17 protein-coding genes are annotated in these 16,286 nt (G+C 68.8%); 4 read left to right on the top strand and 13 right to left on the bottom strand.

Annotated elements, in window-relative coordinates:
- Positions 1-13: 13 nt before the first annotated feature.
- The 11 genes from nuoK to ACIQPR_RS35215 are packed head-to-tail and all read right to left on the bottom strand — an operon-like array spanning position 14 to position 10,841.
- Positions 14-313: an NADH-quinone oxidoreductase subunit NuoK gene (gene nuoK / locus ACIQPR_RS35265; protein ID WP_019074282.1), complete on the bottom strand. Its 300-nt coding sequence runs from the start codon at positions 311-313 to the stop codon at positions 14-16.
- Entirely contained in the window at positions 310-1,158 is an 849-nt protein-coding gene (locus ACIQPR_RS35260; protein ID WP_403656836.1) for an NADH-quinone oxidoreductase subunit J, read from the bottom strand. The genes nuoK and ACIQPR_RS35260 overlap by 4 nt, the downstream gene beginning before the upstream one ends.
- Entirely contained in the window at positions 1,155-1,757 is a 603-nt protein-coding gene (gene nuoI, locus ACIQPR_RS35255; protein WP_403656833.1) for an NADH-quinone oxidoreductase subunit NuoI, read from the bottom strand. Before nuoI ends, ACIQPR_RS35260 begins: the two co-directional genes overlap by 4 nt.
- Positions 1,750-3,117 carry an NADH-quinone oxidoreductase subunit NuoH gene (gene nuoH / locus ACIQPR_RS35250; protein WP_403656831.1) on the bottom strand — a complete coding sequence of 456 codons (1,368 nt, stop codon included), beginning with the start codon at positions 3,115-3,117 and terminating at the stop codon, positions 1,750-1,752. Before nuoH ends, nuoI begins: the two co-directional genes overlap by 8 nt.
- Entirely contained in the window at positions 3,114-5,618 is a 2,505-nt protein-coding gene (locus ACIQPR_RS35245; protein WP_403656828.1) for an NADH-quinone oxidoreductase subunit G, read from the bottom strand. The genes nuoH and ACIQPR_RS35245 overlap by 4 nt, the downstream gene beginning before the upstream one ends.
- Positions 5,615-6,961, bottom strand: a complete 1,347-nt coding sequence (gene nuoF, locus ACIQPR_RS35240; protein ID WP_019074287.1) for an NADH-quinone oxidoreductase subunit NuoF — start codon at positions 6,959-6,961, stop codon at positions 5,615-5,617. The genes ACIQPR_RS35245 and nuoF overlap by 4 nt, the downstream gene beginning before the upstream one ends.
- Positions 6,961-7,836: an NADH-quinone oxidoreductase subunit NuoE gene (gene nuoE, locus ACIQPR_RS35235; protein ID WP_403656825.1), complete on the bottom strand. Its 876-nt coding sequence runs from the start codon at positions 7,834-7,836 to the stop codon at positions 6,961-6,963. The genes nuoF and nuoE overlap by 1 nt, the downstream gene beginning before the upstream one ends.
- Positions 7,833-9,179, bottom strand: coding sequence for an NADH-quinone oxidoreductase subunit D (locus tag ACIQPR_RS35230; protein WP_403656822.1), 1,347 nt, complete (start codon positions 9,177-9,179; stop codon positions 7,833-7,835). The genes nuoE and ACIQPR_RS35230 overlap by 4 nt, the downstream gene beginning before the upstream one ends.
- Positions 9,176-9,916 (bottom strand): NADH-quinone oxidoreductase subunit C, encoded by a 741-nt coding sequence (locus ACIQPR_RS35225; protein ID WP_403656819.1) that lies wholly within the window; start codon positions 9,914-9,916, stop codon positions 9,176-9,178. The genes ACIQPR_RS35230 and ACIQPR_RS35225 overlap by 4 nt, the downstream gene beginning before the upstream one ends.
- A complete protein-coding gene (locus tag ACIQPR_RS35220; protein WP_007383964.1) occupies positions 9,913-10,467 on the bottom strand; it encodes an NADH-quinone oxidoreductase subunit B family protein in 555 nt (184 codons plus the stop codon). The genes ACIQPR_RS35225 and ACIQPR_RS35220 overlap by 4 nt, the downstream gene beginning before the upstream one ends.
- 14 nt (positions 10,468-10,481) lie before the next feature.
- Positions 10,482-10,841 (bottom strand): NADH-quinone oxidoreductase subunit A, encoded by a 360-nt coding sequence (locus tag ACIQPR_RS35215; protein WP_007383963.1) that lies wholly within the window; start codon positions 10,839-10,841, stop codon positions 10,482-10,484.
- A gap of 745 nt (positions 10,842-11,586) precedes the next feature.
- Here ACIQPR_RS35215 and ACIQPR_RS35210 point away from each other — a divergent pair.
- A complete protein-coding gene (locus tag ACIQPR_RS35210; RefSeq protein ID WP_403656816.1) occupies positions 11,587-12,390 on the top strand; it encodes a C40 family peptidase in 804 nt (267 codons plus the stop codon).
- 178 nt (positions 12,391-12,568) lie between these two features.
- Positions 12,569-13,195 (top strand): peptide deformylase, encoded by a 627-nt coding sequence (gene def / locus ACIQPR_RS35205; RefSeq protein WP_403656813.1) that lies wholly within the window; start codon positions 12,569-12,571, stop codon positions 13,193-13,195.
- Here the strand turns inward: def and ACIQPR_RS35200 are convergent, their stop codons facing one another.
- A complete protein-coding gene (locus ACIQPR_RS35200) occupies positions 13,196-14,479 on the bottom strand; it encodes a geranylgeranyl reductase family protein (protein ID WP_403656810.1) in 1,284 nt (427 codons plus the stop codon). It lies immediately after the preceding gene.
- 97 nt (positions 14,480-14,576) lie between these two features.
- On the opposite strand from ACIQPR_RS35200, the gene ACIQPR_RS35195 reads away from it, so the two are divergent.
- A complete protein-coding gene (locus tag ACIQPR_RS35195; RefSeq protein ID WP_403656807.1) occupies positions 14,577-15,083 on the top strand; it encodes a GNAT family N-acetyltransferase in 507 nt (168 codons plus the stop codon).
- A gap of 120 nt (positions 15,084-15,203) precedes the next feature.
- The gene (locus ACIQPR_RS35190; protein ID WP_200711435.1) at positions 15,204-15,518 is read left to right on the top strand and encodes a PASTA domain-containing protein; all 315 of its coding nucleotides are present in this window, start codon (positions 15,204-15,206) and stop codon (positions 15,516-15,518) included.
- Here the strand turns inward: ACIQPR_RS35190 and ACIQPR_RS35185 are convergent.
- Complete coding sequence (locus ACIQPR_RS35185) at positions 15,511-16,221, bottom strand: demethylmenaquinone methyltransferase (RefSeq protein WP_403656804.1); 711 nt, start codon at positions 16,219-16,221, stop codon at positions 15,511-15,513. The two genes, ACIQPR_RS35190 and ACIQPR_RS35185, sit on opposite strands and share 8 nt — an antisense overlap.
- Positions 16,222-16,286: the final 65 nt, after the last annotated feature.

The following is a 16,286-nucleotide window of genomic DNA, read 5'->3' as shown; positions in this document are numbered from 1 at the left end:
ATTCAGCGACCCCTCAGAGCTTCATCAGGCTGGCGTCGTCGACCGAGGCCGAGTGGCGGGAACGGAACAGCGACACGATGATCGCGAGCCCGACCACGACCTCCGCGGCGGCGACGACCATCGTGAAGAAGGCGATGACCTGACCGTCGAGGTTGCCGTGCATCCGGGAGAAGGTGACGAACGCGAGGTTGCAGGCGTTGAGCATCAGCTCGACGCACATGAACACGACGATCGCGTTCCGCCTGATCAGGACGCCGGTGGCACCGATCGTGAACAACAGGGCGGAGAGATAGAGGTAGTTGACGGGGTTCACTTCGACGCCTCCTCGGTCCGCTTGAGGTTCGCCGGCTCGATCGCGGTCCGCTCCAGGCGCTCCTCGGCGCGCTGCTCCAGGGCCCGCAGGTCGTTGAGCGCCTCGTCGGACACGTCACGGATCTGGCCGCGGTCGCGGAGCGTCTTGCTGACCGTCAGCTCGGACGGGGTGCCGTCGGGCAACAGGCCCTGGACGTCCACCGCGTTGTGCCGGGCGTAGACGCCGGGGGCGGGGAGCGGCGGGACGTGCTTGCCCTCGCGGACGCGCTGCTCGGACAGCTCGCGCTGGGTCTTGGCCCGCTCGGTGCGCTCGCGGTGCGTGAGCACCATGGCGCCGACCGCGGCCGTGATCAGCAGGGCGCCGGTGATCTCGAAGGCGAAGACGTACTTGGTGAAGATGAGGGCGGCCAGGCCCTGCACATTGCCGTTCGCGTTGGCCGTGCTCAGGCCGTCGAACTGGTTGAGCGAGGCGTTCCCGATGCCCGCGACCAGCAGGATGCCGAAGCCGAGCCCGCAGAGAAGGGCCAGCCAGCGCTGGCCCTTGATGGTCTCCGTCAGGGAGTCGGCGGCCGTGACGCCGACCAGCATCACCACGAAGAGGAACAGCATCATGATCGCGCCGGTGTAGACGACGATCTGGACGACGCCCAGGAAGTAGGCGCCGTTGGCGAGGTAGAAGACCGCCAGGATGATCATGGTCCCGGCGAGGGAGAGGGCGCTGTGCACGGCCCTCTTCATGAGGATGGTGGACAGGGCACCGATCACCGCGACCGTGCCGAGGACCCAGAACTGGAAGGCCTCGCCGGTCGAGGTGGAGTAGGCAGCGGCGGCGAACTGCGGGCTCATGCCTCCACCTCCTCTCCGGCAGGCTTCTCGCCCTTGGTGACGGCGACCTGGCGCACCGTGCCGGGCGCGGCCTCCGTGACCAGGCCCCGGTAGTAGTCCTGTTCGTCCATCCCCGGGTAGATGGCGTGCGGGCTGTCGACCATCGTGTCGTCGAGGCCGGCCAGCAGCTGTTCCTTGGTGTAGATGAGGTTGGCGCGGCTGGAGTCGGCCAGTTCGAACTCGTTGGTCATCGTCAACGCGCGCGTGGGGCACGCCTCGATGCACAGGCCGCACAGGATGCAGCGGGCGTAGTTGATCTGGTAGACGCGGCCGTACCGCTCGCCCGGCGAGTAGCGCTCCTCGTCGGTGTTGTCGGCGCCCTCCACATAGATGGCGTCGGCGGGGCAGGCCCAGGCGCACAGCTCGCAGCCGACGCACTTCTCCAGGCCGTCCGGATGGCGGTTGAGCTGGTGCCGTCCGTGGAACCGGGGGGCTGTGGTCTTCTGCTGCTCCGGGTACTGCTCGGTCAGCCGCTTCTTGAACATGGCCTTGAAGGTCACGCCGAAGCCGGCCACGGGGTTCTGGAAACCGGGTGTGGTCTCCTTGGGCTCCTCAGCCATCGGACGCCTCCTTTCCATCCAGAGATCCGTCACTGCCAGTATCCGAGCCACCACTGACAATCAGCTCCCGCTCGCGTCGCGAGGGGCGCCGCGGCACCGGTGGCAACTCCTGTCCAGGCAGCGGCGGTACGGGGAATCCGCCCGCCATCGCGTCGAACCCGGCGGGTTCCTCGGCCACTCGCGCGTCGTCCTTGGCCTTCTGGCGGAACATGTCCGCGATGAAGGACAGCAACAGCAGGGCGAGCACACCGCCGCCGATGTAGAGGGCGATGTCGGCGAAGTCGTAGTTCTGGTTCCTGAGGGTCCGCACGGTCGCGACCAGCATCAGCCAGACCACGGAGACCGGGATGAGGACCTTCCAGCCGAGCTTCATCAACTGGTCGTAGCGCACGCGCGGGAGGGTGCCGCGGAGCCAGATGAAGAAGAACAGCAGCAGCTGGACCTTGACGACGAACCAGAGCATCGGCCACCAGCCGTGGTTCGCGCCCTCCCAGAAGGAGCTGATCGGCCACGGGGCCCGCCAGCCGCCCAGGAAGAGCGTGGTCGACACCGCGGAGACCGTCACCATGTTCACGTACTCGGCGAGCATGAAGAGCGCGAACTTGATGGACGAGTACTCGGTGTTGAAGCCGCCGACCAGGTCGCCCTCGGACTCCGGCATGTCGAAGGGGGCGCGGTTGGTCTCGCCGACCATCGTGACGACGTAGATGATGAAGGAGACCGGCAGCAGGATGATGTACCAGCGGTCGTGCTGTTGTTCAACGATCGTCGACGTCGACATCGACCCGGAGTAGAGGAACACCGAGGCGAACGCGGCGCCCATCGCGATCTCGTAGGAGATCATCTGGGCGCAGGAGCGCAGGCCGCCCAGGAGCGGGTAGGTGGAGCCGGAGCTCCAGCCCGCCAGGACGATGCCGTAGATGCCGACCGAGGCGACCGCGAGGATGTAGAGCATCGCGATCGGGAGGTCGGTGAGCTGCATCGTGGTGCGGTGGCCGAAGATCGACACCTCGTTGTCGGCCGGCCCGAAGGGGATGACCGCGATCGCCATGAAGGCCGGGATGGCCGCGACGACCGGCGCGAGGATGTACACCACCTTGTCGGCGCGCTTGACGATCAGGTCTTCCTTGAGCATCAGCTTCACGCCGTCGGCGAGCGACTGGAGCATGCCCCAGGGGCCGTGCCGGTTGGGGCCGATGCGCAGCTGCATCCAGGCGACGACCTTGCGTTCCCAGACGATCGAGAACAGCACGGTGACCATCAGGAAGGCGAAGCAGAACACCGCCTTGACGACGACCAGCCACCAGGGGTCGCGGCCGAACATCGAGAGGTCTTCCGCGGCGAAGTACAGATCGCTCATGCCTCCACCTCCTTGGGGGCTTCGCCCGCGAGCGTGGCCGGGCCGATGCGGACGAGTGCGCCGGGCAGCGCCCCGGTGTCGGAGGCGACGCCCCCGCCGGTGGAGTTCAGCGGGAGCCAGACCACGCGGTCGGGCATCTCCGTGATCCGCAGCGGGAGTTCGACGGTCCCGGAGGCGCCCGTCACGGCGAGGCTGTCGCCGTCCTTGACGCCCGCCTCGGCGGCGGTGGCGGCCGACACGCGCGCGTGGGCGGCGTGCCGGGTCCCGGCGAGCGCTTCGTCGCCCTCCTGGAGGGCGCCCTGATCGAGCAGCAGCCGGTGCCCGGCGAGCACGGCCTCCCCGGCGGCCGGCCGGGGCAGCACGCCCGCGCTCTCCAGCGGTTCGGTGGCCCGCACACCGTCCCAGGCGCCCAGCCGGTCCAACTCCGCGCGCGCGGTGCGCAGATCGGGCAGCCCCAGGTGTACGTCCATGGCGTCGGCCAGCATGTGCAGGACGCGCGCGTCGGTGGGAGCGAGGGTCCGGGTCATCTGGTCGGGCTTGAGCGCGGCCTCGAAGAAGCGCACCCTGCCCTCCCAGTTGAGGAAGGCGCCCGCCTTCTCGGCGACCGCCGCGACCGGGAGAACCACGTCCGCGTGCTCGGTGATCTCGCTGGGCCGCAGTTCGAGCGACACCAGGAAGCCCACTTCGTCGAGTGCGGCACGCGCGCGTGCCGGATCGGGCAGGTCGCCCGGCTCCACTCCGGCGACCAGCAGCGCCCGGAGTTCACCACCGGCGGCGGCCTCGACGATCTGGCCGGCGTCGCGGCCGTAGCGGTGCGGGAGTTCGGCGACACCCCAGGCGGCGGCGACCTCCTCCCGCGCGCGCGGGTCGGTCGCCGGACGCCCGCCCGGCAGCAGCGACGGCAGCGCCCCCGCCTCGATGGAACCGCGCTCCCCGGCCCGGCGCGGAATCCACACCAGCCGCGCACCGGTCGCGGACGCGGCCCGTACGGCGGCGGTGAGACCCCCGGCGACGGCGGCCAGCCGCTCGCCCACGACGATCACCGCGCCCTCGGAACGCAACGCCTCGGAGGCGCGCGCTCCGTCATCCTCAAGGCCGACCCCGCTGGCGAGCGCGTCCAGCCACTCGGTCTCGGTGCCGGGAGCGGCCGGCAGCAGTGTGCCGCCCGCCTTCTCCAGCCCGCGCGTGGCGAAGGTGGCCAGCGAGAACACCCGCTGCCCGTGCGTGCGCGAGGCCTTGCGCAGCCTCAGGAAGACGCCGGGCGCCTCCTCCTCGGACTCGAACCCGACCAGCAGGACGGCGGGCGCCTTCTCCAGGGAGGTGTACGTGACGCCGCTGCCGTCGAGGTCCCGGCCGCGGCCCGCGACCCGGGCGGCCAGGAAGTCGGCCTCCTCACTGCTGTGCACGCGCGCGCGGAAGTCGATGTCGTTCGTGTCGAGCGCCACGCGCGCGAACTTGCTGTACGCGTAGGCGTCCTCGATGGTGAGCCGGCCGCCGGTCAGGACACCGGTACGGCCCCGCGAGGCGAGCAGTCCCTGCGCGGCGATCTGGAGCGCCTCCGGCCAGGAGGCCGGGACGAGTTCGCCCTCGGGGTTGCGGATCAGCGGCGTCTGAAGCCGGTCGCGCTGCTGCGCGTACCGGAAGCCGAAGCGCCCCTTGTCGCAGATCCACTCCTCGTTGACCTCGGGGTCCACGGCCGCCAGGCGCCGCATGACCTTGCCGCGCCGGTGGTCGGTGCGGGTCGCGCAGCCCCCGGAGCAGTGCTCGCACACCGAGGGCGTGGAGACCAGGTCGAAGGGGCGGGAGCGGAATCGGTACGCCGCCGAGGTCAGCGCGCCCACCGGGCAGATCTGGATGGTGTTCCCGGAGAAGTACGACTCGAAGGGGTCGCCCTCACCGGTGCCGACCTGCTGGAGCGCGCCACGCTCCAGCAGCTCGATCATCGGGTCGCCCGCGATCTGGTTGGAGAAGCGGGTGCAGCGCGCGCACAGCACGCACCGCTCGCGGTCCAGCAGCACCTGGGTGGAGATCGGGACGGGCTTCTCGTAGGTCCGCTTGCGGCCCTCGAAGCGGGAGTCCGCCTGGCCGTGGGACATCGCCTGGTTCTGCAGGGGGCACTCGCCGCCCTTGTCGCAGACCGGGCAGTCCAACGGGTGGTTGATGAGGAGCAGTTCCATCACACCGTGCTGGGCCTTCTCGGCCACCGGCGAACTGAGCTGGGTCTTGACGACCATGCCGTCCGTGCACGTGATCGTGCAGGACGCCATCGGTTTGCGCTGGCCCTCGACCTCGACGATGCACTGACGGCAGGCGCCGGCCGGGTCGAGGAGAGGGTGGTCGCAGAACCGGGGGATCTCGATGCCGAGTTGCTCGGCGGCGCGGATGACCAGGGTGCCCTTGGGCACACTGATCTCGGCGCCGTCGATGGTCAGCGAGACGAGATCTTCCGGCGGGACCGCCGCCTCTCCCCCACCCGCGGGAGCGCTCGTGGTCACCGTCATGCGTTCACCTCCGTGCGGTCGGCCCAGGCCGTGGACTTGGCCGGGTCGAAGGGGCAGCCCCGGCCCGTGATGTGCTGCTCGTACTCCTCGCGGAAGTACTTGAGCGAGGAGAAGATCGGCGAGGCGGCGCCGTCACCGAGGGCGCAGAAGGACTTGCCGTTGATGTTGTCGGCGATGTCGTTCAGCTTGTCGAGGTCGGACATCGCGCCCTTGCCGGCCTCGATGTCGCGCAGCAACTGCACGAGCCAGTACGTCCCTTCGCGGCACGGTGTGCACTTGCCGCAGGACTCGTGGGCGTAGAACTCGGTCCAGCGGGTGACGGCACGCACGACGCAGGTCGTCTCGTCGAAACACTGGAGTGCTTTTGTGCCGAGCATGGAACCCGCGGCACCCACTCCTTCGTAATCAAGAGGGACGTCGAGGTGCTCGTCGGTGAACATCGGCGTGGAAGAGCCGCCCGGCGTCCAGAACTTGAGGCGGTGCCCGGCGCGCATCCCGCCGCTCATGTCGAGCAGTTGGCGGAGTGTGATGCCGAGCGGCGCCTCGTACTGGCCGGGACTGGTGACATGGCCGCTGAGCGAGTAGAGCGTGAAGCCCGGAGACTTCTCGCTGCCCATCGACCTGAACCATTCCTTGCCTTTTTGCAGAATCGCGGGAACTGACGCGATCGACTCGACGTTATTCACAACAGTCGGGCACGCATAGAGGCCCGCGACGGCAGGGAAAGGGGGACGAAGCCGCGGTTGACCACGGCGGCCTTCGAGCGAGTCGAGCAGTGCGGTCTCTTCACCGCAGATGTACGCGCCGGCGCCCGCGTGCACGGTGAGTTGCAGGTCAAGGCCACTGCCGAGGATGTTCTCGCCGAGGTAGCCCGCCGCGTAGGCCTCACGTACGGCCTCGTGCAACCGTCGCAGAACGGGGACGACTTCACCACGCAGATAGATGAACGCATGCGAAGACCTGATGGCATAACACGCGATGACAATGCCCTCGATGAGGCTGTGCGGGTTCGCGAAGAGGAGCGGGATGTCCTTACAGGTTCCGGGCTCCGACTCGTCGGCGTTGACAACTAGATAGTGTGGTTTTCCATCCCCTTGGGGAATGAATTGCCATTTCATTCCGGTGGGGAAGCCTGCGCCACCGCGACCGCGCAGACCGGAGTCCTTCACATAGGCGATGAGGTCGTCCGGCGACATGGCGAGCGCCTTGCGGAGCCCCTCGTATCCCTCGTGCCTTCGGTACGTGTCCAGAGTCCAGGACTCGTCCTCGTCCCAGAAGGCCGACAGCACGGGTGCGAGCAGCTTCTCGGGGCTGTGGTCTTTCAGTTCGGGTGCCAAGGTCATCACTCCCCCTCCTCGGCGACAGGCCCCGCCGGGTGGGCGGGGTCGGAGGCCGACGTGTCCTGCGGCGCATCGTGCGAACTGAGGTGCTCGGTCGGCGAGTTCAAGGACGCCGAGGACGTCGGCGACTGGTCCTGGGGCGCCGCGGAGCCGCGCGGATGGACCACGCGCGCGGGTGCGGTCTCTCCCCTGGCCAGGCGGAGGCCCACCAGCGACGCGGGTCCCGCACCGCCACTTGCCTCGACGGCCCCTGGCCGCTCGTCGGGGAAGCCGGCGAGGATCCGCGCGGTCTCCTTGAAGGTGCAGATCGGCGCCCCGCGCGTGGGTTCCACGGGGGCGCCCGCGCGCAGGTCGTCGACGAGGCGCCGGGCGCTGGCGGGGGTCTGGTTGTCGAAGAACTCCCAGTTGACCATCACCACCGGCGCGAAGTCGCAGGCGGCGTTGCACTCGATGTGCTCCAGGGTGACCTTGCCGTCGCCGGTGGTCTCGCCGTTGCCGACGCCCAGGTGCTCCTGGAGGGACTCGAAGATGGCGTCGCCGCCCATCACCGCGCACAGCGTGTTGGTGCAGACCCCGACCTGGTAGTCGCCGCTCGGCCGGCGCCGGTACATCGAGTAGAAGGTCGCGACGGCGGCGACCTCGGCCGTGGTCAGCTCCAGCAAGTCGGCGCAGAACTGCTGTCCTGTGCGCGTGACATGGCCTTCCTCCGCCTGCACGAGATGCAGCAACGGCAGGAGGGCCGAGCGGGAGTCCGGGTAGCGGGCGATGATCTCCCGCCCGTCGGCCTCCAGCCGGGCCCGGACGTCGTCCGGGTAAGCGGGCGCGGGCAGTTGGGGCATGCCCAGGCTGACGCCCTGCTCCGAAGAACTGGTGGTCACCGGTCGACGCCTCCCATCACGGGGTCGATGGACGCGACGGCGACGATGACGTCGGCGACCTGGCCGCCCTCGCACATCGCCGCCATGGCCTGAAGGTTGGTGAAGGACGGGTCCCTGAAGTGGACCCGGTAGGGGCGGGTGCCTCCGTCGGACACGGCGTGCACCCCGAGTTCGCCCTTGGGCGACTCGACCGCCGCGTACGCCTGTCCCGGCGGTACGCGGAAGCCCTCGGTCACCAGCTTGAAGTGGTGGATCAGGGCCTCCATGGAGGTGCCCATGATCTTCTTGATGTGGTCGAGCGAGTTGCCCAATCCGTCCGGCCCGAGGGCGAGTTGGGCGGGCCAGGCGATCTTCTTGTCGGCGACCATGACCGGGCCCGGCTGGAGCCGGTCCAGGCACTGTTCGACGATCCGCAGCGACTGGCGCATCTCCTCAAGGCGGATGAGGAAGCGGCCGTAGGAGTCGCAGGTGTCGGCGGTCGGGACGTCGAAGTCGTAGGTCTCGTAGCCGCAGTACGGCTGCGCCTTGCGCAGGTCGTGCGGCAGACCGGTGGAGCGCAGGATCGGGCCGGTGGCGCCGAGGGCCATGCAGCCGGCCAGGTCGAGGTAACCGACGTCCTGCATACGGGCCTTGAAGATGGGGTTCCCGGTGGCGAGCTTGTCGTACTCGGGGAGGTTCTTCTTCATCTTCTTCACGAACTCGCGGATCTGGTCCACCGCGCCGGGCGGCAGGTCCTGGGCGAGTCCGCCGGGGCGGATGTACGCGTGGTTCATCCGCAGGCCCGTGATGAGCTCGTAGATGTCGAGAATCATTTCACGATCGCGGAATCCGTAGATCATGATCGTGGTGGCGCCGAGTTCCATCCCGCCGGTGGCGATGCACACCAGGTGGGAGGACATCCGGTTCAGCTCCATCAGGAGCACCCGGATGATCTTCGCCCGCTCGGTGATCTGGTCCTCGACACCGAGGAGTTTCTCGACGGCGAGACAGTAGGCGGTCTCGTTGAAGAAGGACGTCAGGTAGTCCATGCGCGTCACGAACGTGGTGCCCTGCGTCCACGTTCGGTATTCGAGGTTCTTCTCGATACCGGTGTGCAGGTAGCCGATGCCGCAGCGGGCCTCGGTGACCGTCTCGCCGTCGATCTCCAGGATGAGCCGGAGCACACCGTGCGTGGAGGGGTGCTGGGGCCCCATGTTGACGACGATGCGCTCGTCGTCGGCCCGGGCCGCGGACTGGACGACCTCGTCCCAGTCGCCACCGGTGACCGTATATACGGTGCCCTCGGTGGTCTCGCGCGCCGAAGCGGCGGAAGCGGCCGAAGCGGATGCTGACTGCGTGCTCACGAGTACGACCTCCGCTGGTCCGGAGCCGGGATCTGGGCGCCCTTGTACTCGACGGCGATGCCGCCGAGGGGGTAGTCCTTGCGCTGCGGGTGGCCCGGCCAGTCGTCCGGCATCATGATCCGCGTCAGCGCCGGGTGGCCGTCGAAGACGATGCCGAAGAAGTCGTAGGTCTCGCGCTCGTGCCAGTCGTTGGTCGGATAGACCGGGACCAGTGACGGGATGTGCGGATCGCTGTCCGGGGCACTGACTTCGAGGCGGATCAGCCGGTTGTGGGTGATCGAGCGCAGGTGGTAGACGGCGTGCAGCTCGCGGCCCTTGTCGTGCGGGTAGTGCACCGCGCTGACACCCGTGCAGAGTTCGAAGCGCAGGGCCGGGTCGTCGCGCAGGGTGCGGGCGACGCGCAGCAGGTGCTCGCGCTCGATGTGGAAGGTGACCTCACCGCGGTCCACGATCGTCTTCTCGATCGCGTTGTCGGGCAGCAGTCCCTGTTCCTCCAGGGCGCCTTCCAGTTCGTCGGCGACCTCGTCGAACCAACCGCCGTAGGGCCGGCTGGCGGCTCCGGGCAGGCGGACCGAGCGGACCAGGCCGCCGTAACCGGAGGTGTCACCGCCGTTGTTGGCGCCGAACATGCCGCGCTGGACGCGGATCTCCTCACCCTCGCCGCGCTGGCCGGGAAGGTTGGAGGCGCCCGGATCCTGGTCCGGGGCGGCTCCGTTGGTGCCGTTCGCGTCGCTCACCGCAGCAGGCCCTTCATCTCGATGGTGGGCAGTGCCTTGAGCGCCGCCTCCTCCGCCTCGCGGGCCGCCTCCTCGGCGTTCACGCCGAGCTTGGAGGACTGGATCTTCTGGTGGAGCTTGAGGATCGCGTCCATCAGCATCTCGGGCCGTGGCGGGCAGCCCGGGAGGTAGATGTCGACCGGGACGATGTGGTCGACGCCCTGGACGATCGCGTAGTTGTTGAACATGCCGCCCGACGAGGCGCAGACCCCCATGGAGATCACCCACTTGGGGTTCGGCATCTGGTCGTAGACCTGCCGCAGCACCGGCGCCATCTTCTGGCTGACCCGGCCCGCGACGATCATCAGGTCGGCCTGGCGCGGAGAGCCGCGGAAGACCTCCATGCCGAAGCGCGCCAGGTCGTAGCGTCCGGCGCCGGTCGTCATCATCTCGATGGCGCAGCAGGCGAGTCCGAACGTGGCCGGGAAGACGGACGCCTTGCGCACCCAGCCCGCGGCCTGCTCGACGGTGGTGAGCAGAAAGCCGCTCGGCAGCTTTTCTTCGAGTCCCATGAGTTAAAGGCCCCTCAGTCCCATTCCAGGCCGCCGCGCCGCCATACGTACGCGTACGCGACGAAGACGGTGAGCACGAAGAGCAGCATCTCCACGAGCCCGAAAACACCCAGGGCGTCGAAGGTGACGGCCCAGGGGTAGAGGAAGACGATCTCGATGTCGAAGACGATGAAGAGCATCGCCGTCAGGTAGTACTTGATGGGGAAGCGCCCGCCGCCGGCCGGCGTGGGGGTCGGCTCGATGCCGCACTCGTACGCTTCGAGCTTGGCCCGGTTGTAACGCTTCGGACCGATCAGCGTGGCCATGACCACGGAGAAGATCGCAAAGCCTGCCCCGAGGGCTCCCAGTACGAGGATGGGCGCATACGCGTTCACCGCTCCTCGCTCCTCTCAGTCGGCACTGACTGCTGGCGATGGCGTCGGACTCACACCCACCTCACACCCTCGGCAACTCCCGCCCGTCCCGGCGAAGATCGCGAACATGTGAAGCAGGTCACAAGCCCAACCGCTCCGCATCTTATGCCCGTCGCTCTGTGATCTGCGACACGGGGTATTGCACAAGCTTTGTGATCTCCACCACCCGGCGAAGGATCACCGCGTCGGGCGGGCGGCGATCTTCGCACGCGAAGCGCCCGAGCGATCACCAGACGTCACATTTGCGCTCGTCACCGCAGGCGGAAAGCGGCGTCTCAATATCAAGAGACTTCTCTTGCATGCAAATTGGAGTTGGACGCGACCGCTTGATAGTGGGAGCCCGTTCACACGTCGGAAGGAGTCGGTCGGCACGGTGTGGACGCGTGCACGCGTTCACGAAGTCGACCGCCCGGGGTACCCACGCGAGACGCGAGCATTCCGGTAACCGTTCCGTGACCTGCACCACACCCATGAGAGGCCGATGAGAACCGGGCTTGGCCACCTGTCCCAACCAGTGGTAGGCGGCGGGCAATTCGGGCGTAACGACGAAAGACCGTGATCACCGGCCTGATCGGGCAGGTCCGCAATGTCCGTTACGGCGTCAATAAGGAACGGCGGACCCGAAGTTCGCGGTGCCCGTTGAACAATTGTGGCGCAGCACACGTTTCTTGAAGGTATGGAGGAGCCCCTGATACCGGTTGGTCTCATGTCCCACACCGCTCACATACGCAGCCACCGGAAACCCCGCCGCAGCGCGACGACGAACATCGCCGTGCGTGCCGGAGTTGCCGGTGGCGTTCTCAGCATGGCGGCGGCGGGCGCGGCCTCGGCCAACGCGGCCGAGACGACGCAGACCCTGCAACTGCCCACCCTGACGGCCGATCTGTCGACCCAGGTCGCGCAGTCCGCCGAAGCCACCCAGCAGGCCGCGGCGAACTACCAGCTGCGCGCCGAGCGCGACGCGGCTGCCGCAAACGCCGCGAAGCAGGCCAAGGCGGACCTCGCGGACGCCAAGAAGAAGGCGGAGGCGAAGAAGAAGGCCCAGGAGGACGCCCGTAAGGCCGCTGCGGAGCGCGCCACGTCCCGCAGCACCGAGCGGACCACCCTGTCCGCTTCCACGGGCACCAGCACGTCCACGAGCTCGTCCACGGCCACCGGTTCGGCCGCGGCCGTCGTCGCCTTCGTCAAGGCACAGATCGGCAAGTCCTACGTCCTGGGCGCCACCGGCCCCAGCGCCTACGACTGCTCGGGCCTCGTCCGTGCCGCCTTCAACCAGGTCGGCATCAGCCTGCCGCGCGTCTCCCAGGACCAGTCGACCGCCGGAACTCAGGTGTCCCTGAGCAACCTTCAGGTCGGCGACATCCTGTACTGGGGCAGCGCGGGCAGCGCGTACCACGTGGCGGTGTACGTCGGCGACGGCATGTTCGTCGGCGCGCAGAACCCCTCCACGGGCATCGTGGAGCGACCGCTGTCCTACGACCCGCCGACCGGCGCGGTGCGGGTGCTCTGAGCCCGCGTACGACGCCGTGAGCTTGGGACCGTTGCCTCGGGGGCAGCGGTCCCCTCGGCGTACCCGCTACTCGGCCTGCCCCTACCGGAGTTCACCGCTCTGCTGAAAGGCTCTTCTCTCAAGGTTCTCAGGTTCGGCTGACCACTCAGCCGGACACCAAACCCGAGGAGAGCAACTCATGCCACGTGTCTTCGTCCAGGGACGTCCCGTCGGCTCCCACCCCCGCCCCGCGCCCGAGGCCGGGCGCGGCCGGGTGCGCCGCGTCACCGAGGTCGGCGAGGAGGTCCTGCACCGGCCGAGCCGGGACGTCACCGAGTTCGGACCCGACCTCGCCGCGCTCATCGACGACATGTTCCTCACCATGTACGTCGCCGACGGAGCCGGCCTCGCGGCCAATCAAGTGGGCGTGGATCTGCGCCTGTTCGTGTACGACTGCCCCGACGACGACGGTGTCCGACATGTCGGGCACATCGTCAACCCGGTCCTCGACCCGCTCGAACCGGCCGGGCGCCGGCTGCTCGACGAGGGCGAGGGGTGCCTCTCGGTGCCGGGCGCGGTGATGGACGTACCGCGCCCCGACCGGGCCGTGGTGCGCGGGCTCGACAAAGAGGGCAACGCGCTCGTGATCGAGGGCACGGGGTACTTCGCGCGCTGCCTCGCCCACGAGACCGACCACGTCAACGGCCGGGTCTACCTGGACCGGCTCTCCAAGCGGGACCGCAAGGAGGCGCTGCGGCAGGTAGCGGACCGGCGGGACGAGGTGTTCGCCCGCCGGGCCGCCAAGGCGGCGGCGCTCAGCGGCTGATCACGCCTTCGGCGCCACCTTGCTCAGCCCGTTGATGATCCGGTCCATCGCGTCGCCGCCCGTGGGGTCGGTGAGGTTGGCCAGCATCTTCAGGGTGAACTTCATCAGCAGGGGGTGCGTCAGGCCGCGCTGGGCCGCGATCTTCATGACCTTCGGGTTGCCGATGAGCTTCACGAAGGCGCGGCCCAGCGTGTAGTAGCCGCCGTAGGTGTCCTTGAGGACCTGCGGGTAGCGGCGCAGGGCCAGTTCGCGGCTCGCGGGGGTGGGGCGGGCGTGGGCCTGGACGATGACGTCGGCAGCGATCTGGCCGGACTCCATGGCGTAGGCGATGCCCTCGCCGTTGAAGGGGTTCACCAGGCCGCCGGCGTCACCGACCAACAACAACCCCTTCGTGTAGTGGGGCTGGCGGTTGAAGGCCATGGGGAGGGCGGCGCCGCGGATCGGGCCGGTCATGTTTTCGGGGGTGTAGCCCCAGTCCTCGGGCATGGACGCGCACCACGCCTTCAGCACCTCGCGCCAGTCCAACTCCTTGAAGGAGTCGGAGGTGTTGAGGACACCGAGGCCGACGTTCGAGGTGCCGTCGCCCATGCCGAAGATCCAGCCGTAGCCGGGCAGCAGGCGGTCCTGGGCGCCGCGGCGGTCCCACAGTTCCAGCCAGGACTCCAGGTAGTCGTCCTTGTGGCGGGGGCTCTCGAAGTAGGTCCGCACCGCCACGCCCATGGGGCGGTCCTCGCGGCGGTGCAGGCCCATCGCGAGGGAGAGGCGGGTGGAGTTGCCGTCGGCGGCGACCACCAGGGGCGCGTGGAAGGTGACTTCGCGCTTCTCCTCGCCCAACTTGGCGTGCACACCGGTGATGTGGCCGGTGCGCTCGTCGATGATCGGGGCGCCGACGTTGCAGCGCTCGTAGAGGCGGGCGCCCGCCTTCTGGGCGTTGCGGGCGAGTTGTTCGTCGAAGTCGTCGCGCTTACGGACGAGGCCGTAGTCCGGGAAGGAGGCGAGTTCCGGCCAGTCCAGCTGGAGGCGTACCCCTCCGCCGATGATGCGCAGGCCCTTGTTGCGCAGCCAGCCGGCCTCCTCGGAGATGTCGATGCCCATGGCCACGAGCTGTTTGGTGGCGCGCGGGGTGAGGCCGTCGCCGCAGACCTTCTCGCGCGGGAACTCGGTCTTCTCCAGCAGGAGGACGTCGAGCCCGGACTTGGCGAGGTGGTAGGCGGTGGCGGAGCCGGCTGGCCCCGCGCCGACGACGATCACATCGGCGGTGTTTTCGGAGAGGGGCTCGGTCACGGCGGGATCTCCCCAAGTTCGGAATCTGCGTGCCGACGGGCACTGGACATGGGCAGTCTATTCAGCGCCACTGATCACCCGGCTGAAGGGCTGCCCCGTGAACCGAGCTCTCCCCGCAGTACGGCTGCGTGTCCCCACCGACGAGGACGCCGTCGCCTGGCACCGGGTCTTCGACCACCCGGACGTCATGGAGTTCCACGGCGGCAGGCCCGCGGAACTGTCCGTCTACGAGGAGCTCACCGCCCGCCAGCGCCGGCACGACGCGGAACGCGGTTTCTGCCTGTGGACGATGCTCGACGACACCGACCGGGTGATCGGCTTCACCGGCGCCCAGCCGTGGCCGCAGGACTGGGGCCCGAAGGGCGAGATCGAGATCGGCTGGCGGCTGGGGCGGGAGTTCTGGGGCCAGGGGTATGCCACGGCGGCGGCGGAGATGACCCTGGAGCGGGTGCGCGCGGCGGGCGTGCCGAGCGTGGTGGCGATGGTGCTGGCCCGCAACGCCCGGTCGATCGCGGTGACCCGGCGGCTGGGGATGAGCCTCGACGAGGTGTTCACCACGCCCTCACGCGCGGAGGAGGGGCACTGCTACCGGCTCGTACTGTAACTGAGAGTAACTAACAGCTACAGAACGACACTTGGCGCTTCCGGTCGGGACCGGACCGGGGTTACCCTTCCGGTACCGCTGGGGGTGACATCTGTGCGCTTAACGCCCAAAACACCTGAAGTGCGCGTGCCGCGGCTCGTCGGCCTGATGGCCGTGGACGCGCGCGAGACGGCCCAGGCCCGCGGCCTGTTCATCAACGCGCCGGACCGGCCCGACTTCCATCTCGCCGTCGTCGACTACGTCGTACGGCAGTACCCGCAGCCCGATGCCGAGGTGCCGCGGGACTCCATGGTCTACGTGTGGTTCGACTTCGGTGAGGGGGACGGCGGGGGCGGTATGCGCGAGCCGCGGATTCCGAGGCCGCCGAGCGGCGGGATGCAGCGCGAGCTGGACGAGCCGCCGGGCGACACGTTCTTCGCGACGGTGATCAGCTGACCGGGTCGACGGAACCCTTGAAACCGCGGTGCAGGGCCACGATCCCGCCGCTGAGGTCGCGATGGGCGACCTTCGACCAGCCGGCCTCGCGCAGTCGCCCGGCCAGCGCGCGCTGGTCGGGCCAGGCGCGGATGGACTCGGCGAGATAGACGTAGGCGTCCGGGTTCGAGGAGACCGCGCGGGCCACCGGCGGCAGCGCGCGCATCAGGTACTCGGTGTAGACCGTGCGGAAGGGCGCCCAGGTCGGGTGCGAGAACTCGCAGATGACGACCCGGCCGCCGGGCTTGGTCACCCGGTACAGCTCGCGCAGCGCGGTGTCCGTGTCCTGCACGTTGCGCAGCCCGAAGGAGATCGTCACGGCGTCGAACGTGTCGTCCTTGAACGGCAGCCTCGTGGCATCGCCGGCCGTGAGCGGCAGCCAGGGGTGGCGCTTCTTGCCCACCTGGAGCATGCCGAGCGAGAAGTCGCAGGGGACGACATAGGCGCCGCTCTGGGCGAAGGGCAGCGAGGAGGTGGCCGTACCGGCGGCCAGGTCCAGGATCTTCTGCGCGGGGCGGGCGTCGACCGCCTTCGTGACCTCCTTGCGCCAGCGGCGGTCCTGGCCGAGCGAGAGCACGTCGTTGGTGAGGTCGTACCGTTCCGCCACGTCGTCGAACATCGAGGCGACTTCGTGCGGCTGCTTGTCCAGGGATGCGCGGGTCACGGGCCCATTGTGGCAGTAAGGGCCGGGCACCCCGAAGGCACCCGGCCCATAGGGCCTGTCCGAGC

The sequence above is a fragment of the Streptomyces sp. NPDC091280 genome, from assembly GCF_044768565.1.
Lineage (GTDB): Bacteria > Actinomycetota > Actinomycetes > Streptomycetales > Streptomycetaceae > Streptomyces.
This window is presented reverse-complemented; position numbering and strand designations above follow the sequence as displayed.

What these genes read in the sequence shown, in the direction of transcription:
- nuoI (WP_403656833.1), bottom strand. Translation starts at nt 1,757, where the DNA reads ATGGCTGAGGAGCCCAAGGAGACCACACCCGGTTTCCAGAACCCCGTG.
- nuoF (WP_019074287.1), bottom strand. Translation starts at nt 6,961, where the DNA reads ATGACCTTGGCACCCGAACTGAAAGACCACAGCCCCGAGAAGCTGCTC.
- nuoH (WP_403656831.1), bottom strand. Translation starts at nt 3,117, where the DNA reads ATGAGCGATCTGTACTTCGCCGCGGAAGACCTCTCGATGTTCGGCCGC.
- def (WP_403656813.1), top strand. Translation starts at nt 12,569, where the DNA reads ATGCCACGTGTCTTCGTCCAGGGACGTCCCGTCGGCTCCCACCCCCGC.
- ACIQPR_RS35210 (WP_403656816.1), top strand. Translation starts at nt 11,587, where the DNA reads ATGTCCCACACCGCTCACATACGCAGCCACCGGAAACCCCGCCGCAGC.
- ACIQPR_RS35260 (WP_403656836.1), bottom strand. Translation starts at nt 1,158, where the DNA reads ATGAGCCCGCAGTTCGCCGCCGCTGCCTACTCCACCTCGACCGGCGAG.
- ACIQPR_RS35245 (WP_403656828.1), bottom strand. Translation starts at nt 5,618, where the DNA reads ATGACGGTGACCACGAGCGCTCCCGCGGGTGGGGGAGAGGCGGCGGTC.
- ACIQPR_RS35220 (WP_007383964.1), bottom strand. Translation starts at nt 10,467, where the DNA reads ATGGGACTCGAAGAAAAGCTGCCGAGCGGCTTTCTGCTCACCACCGTC.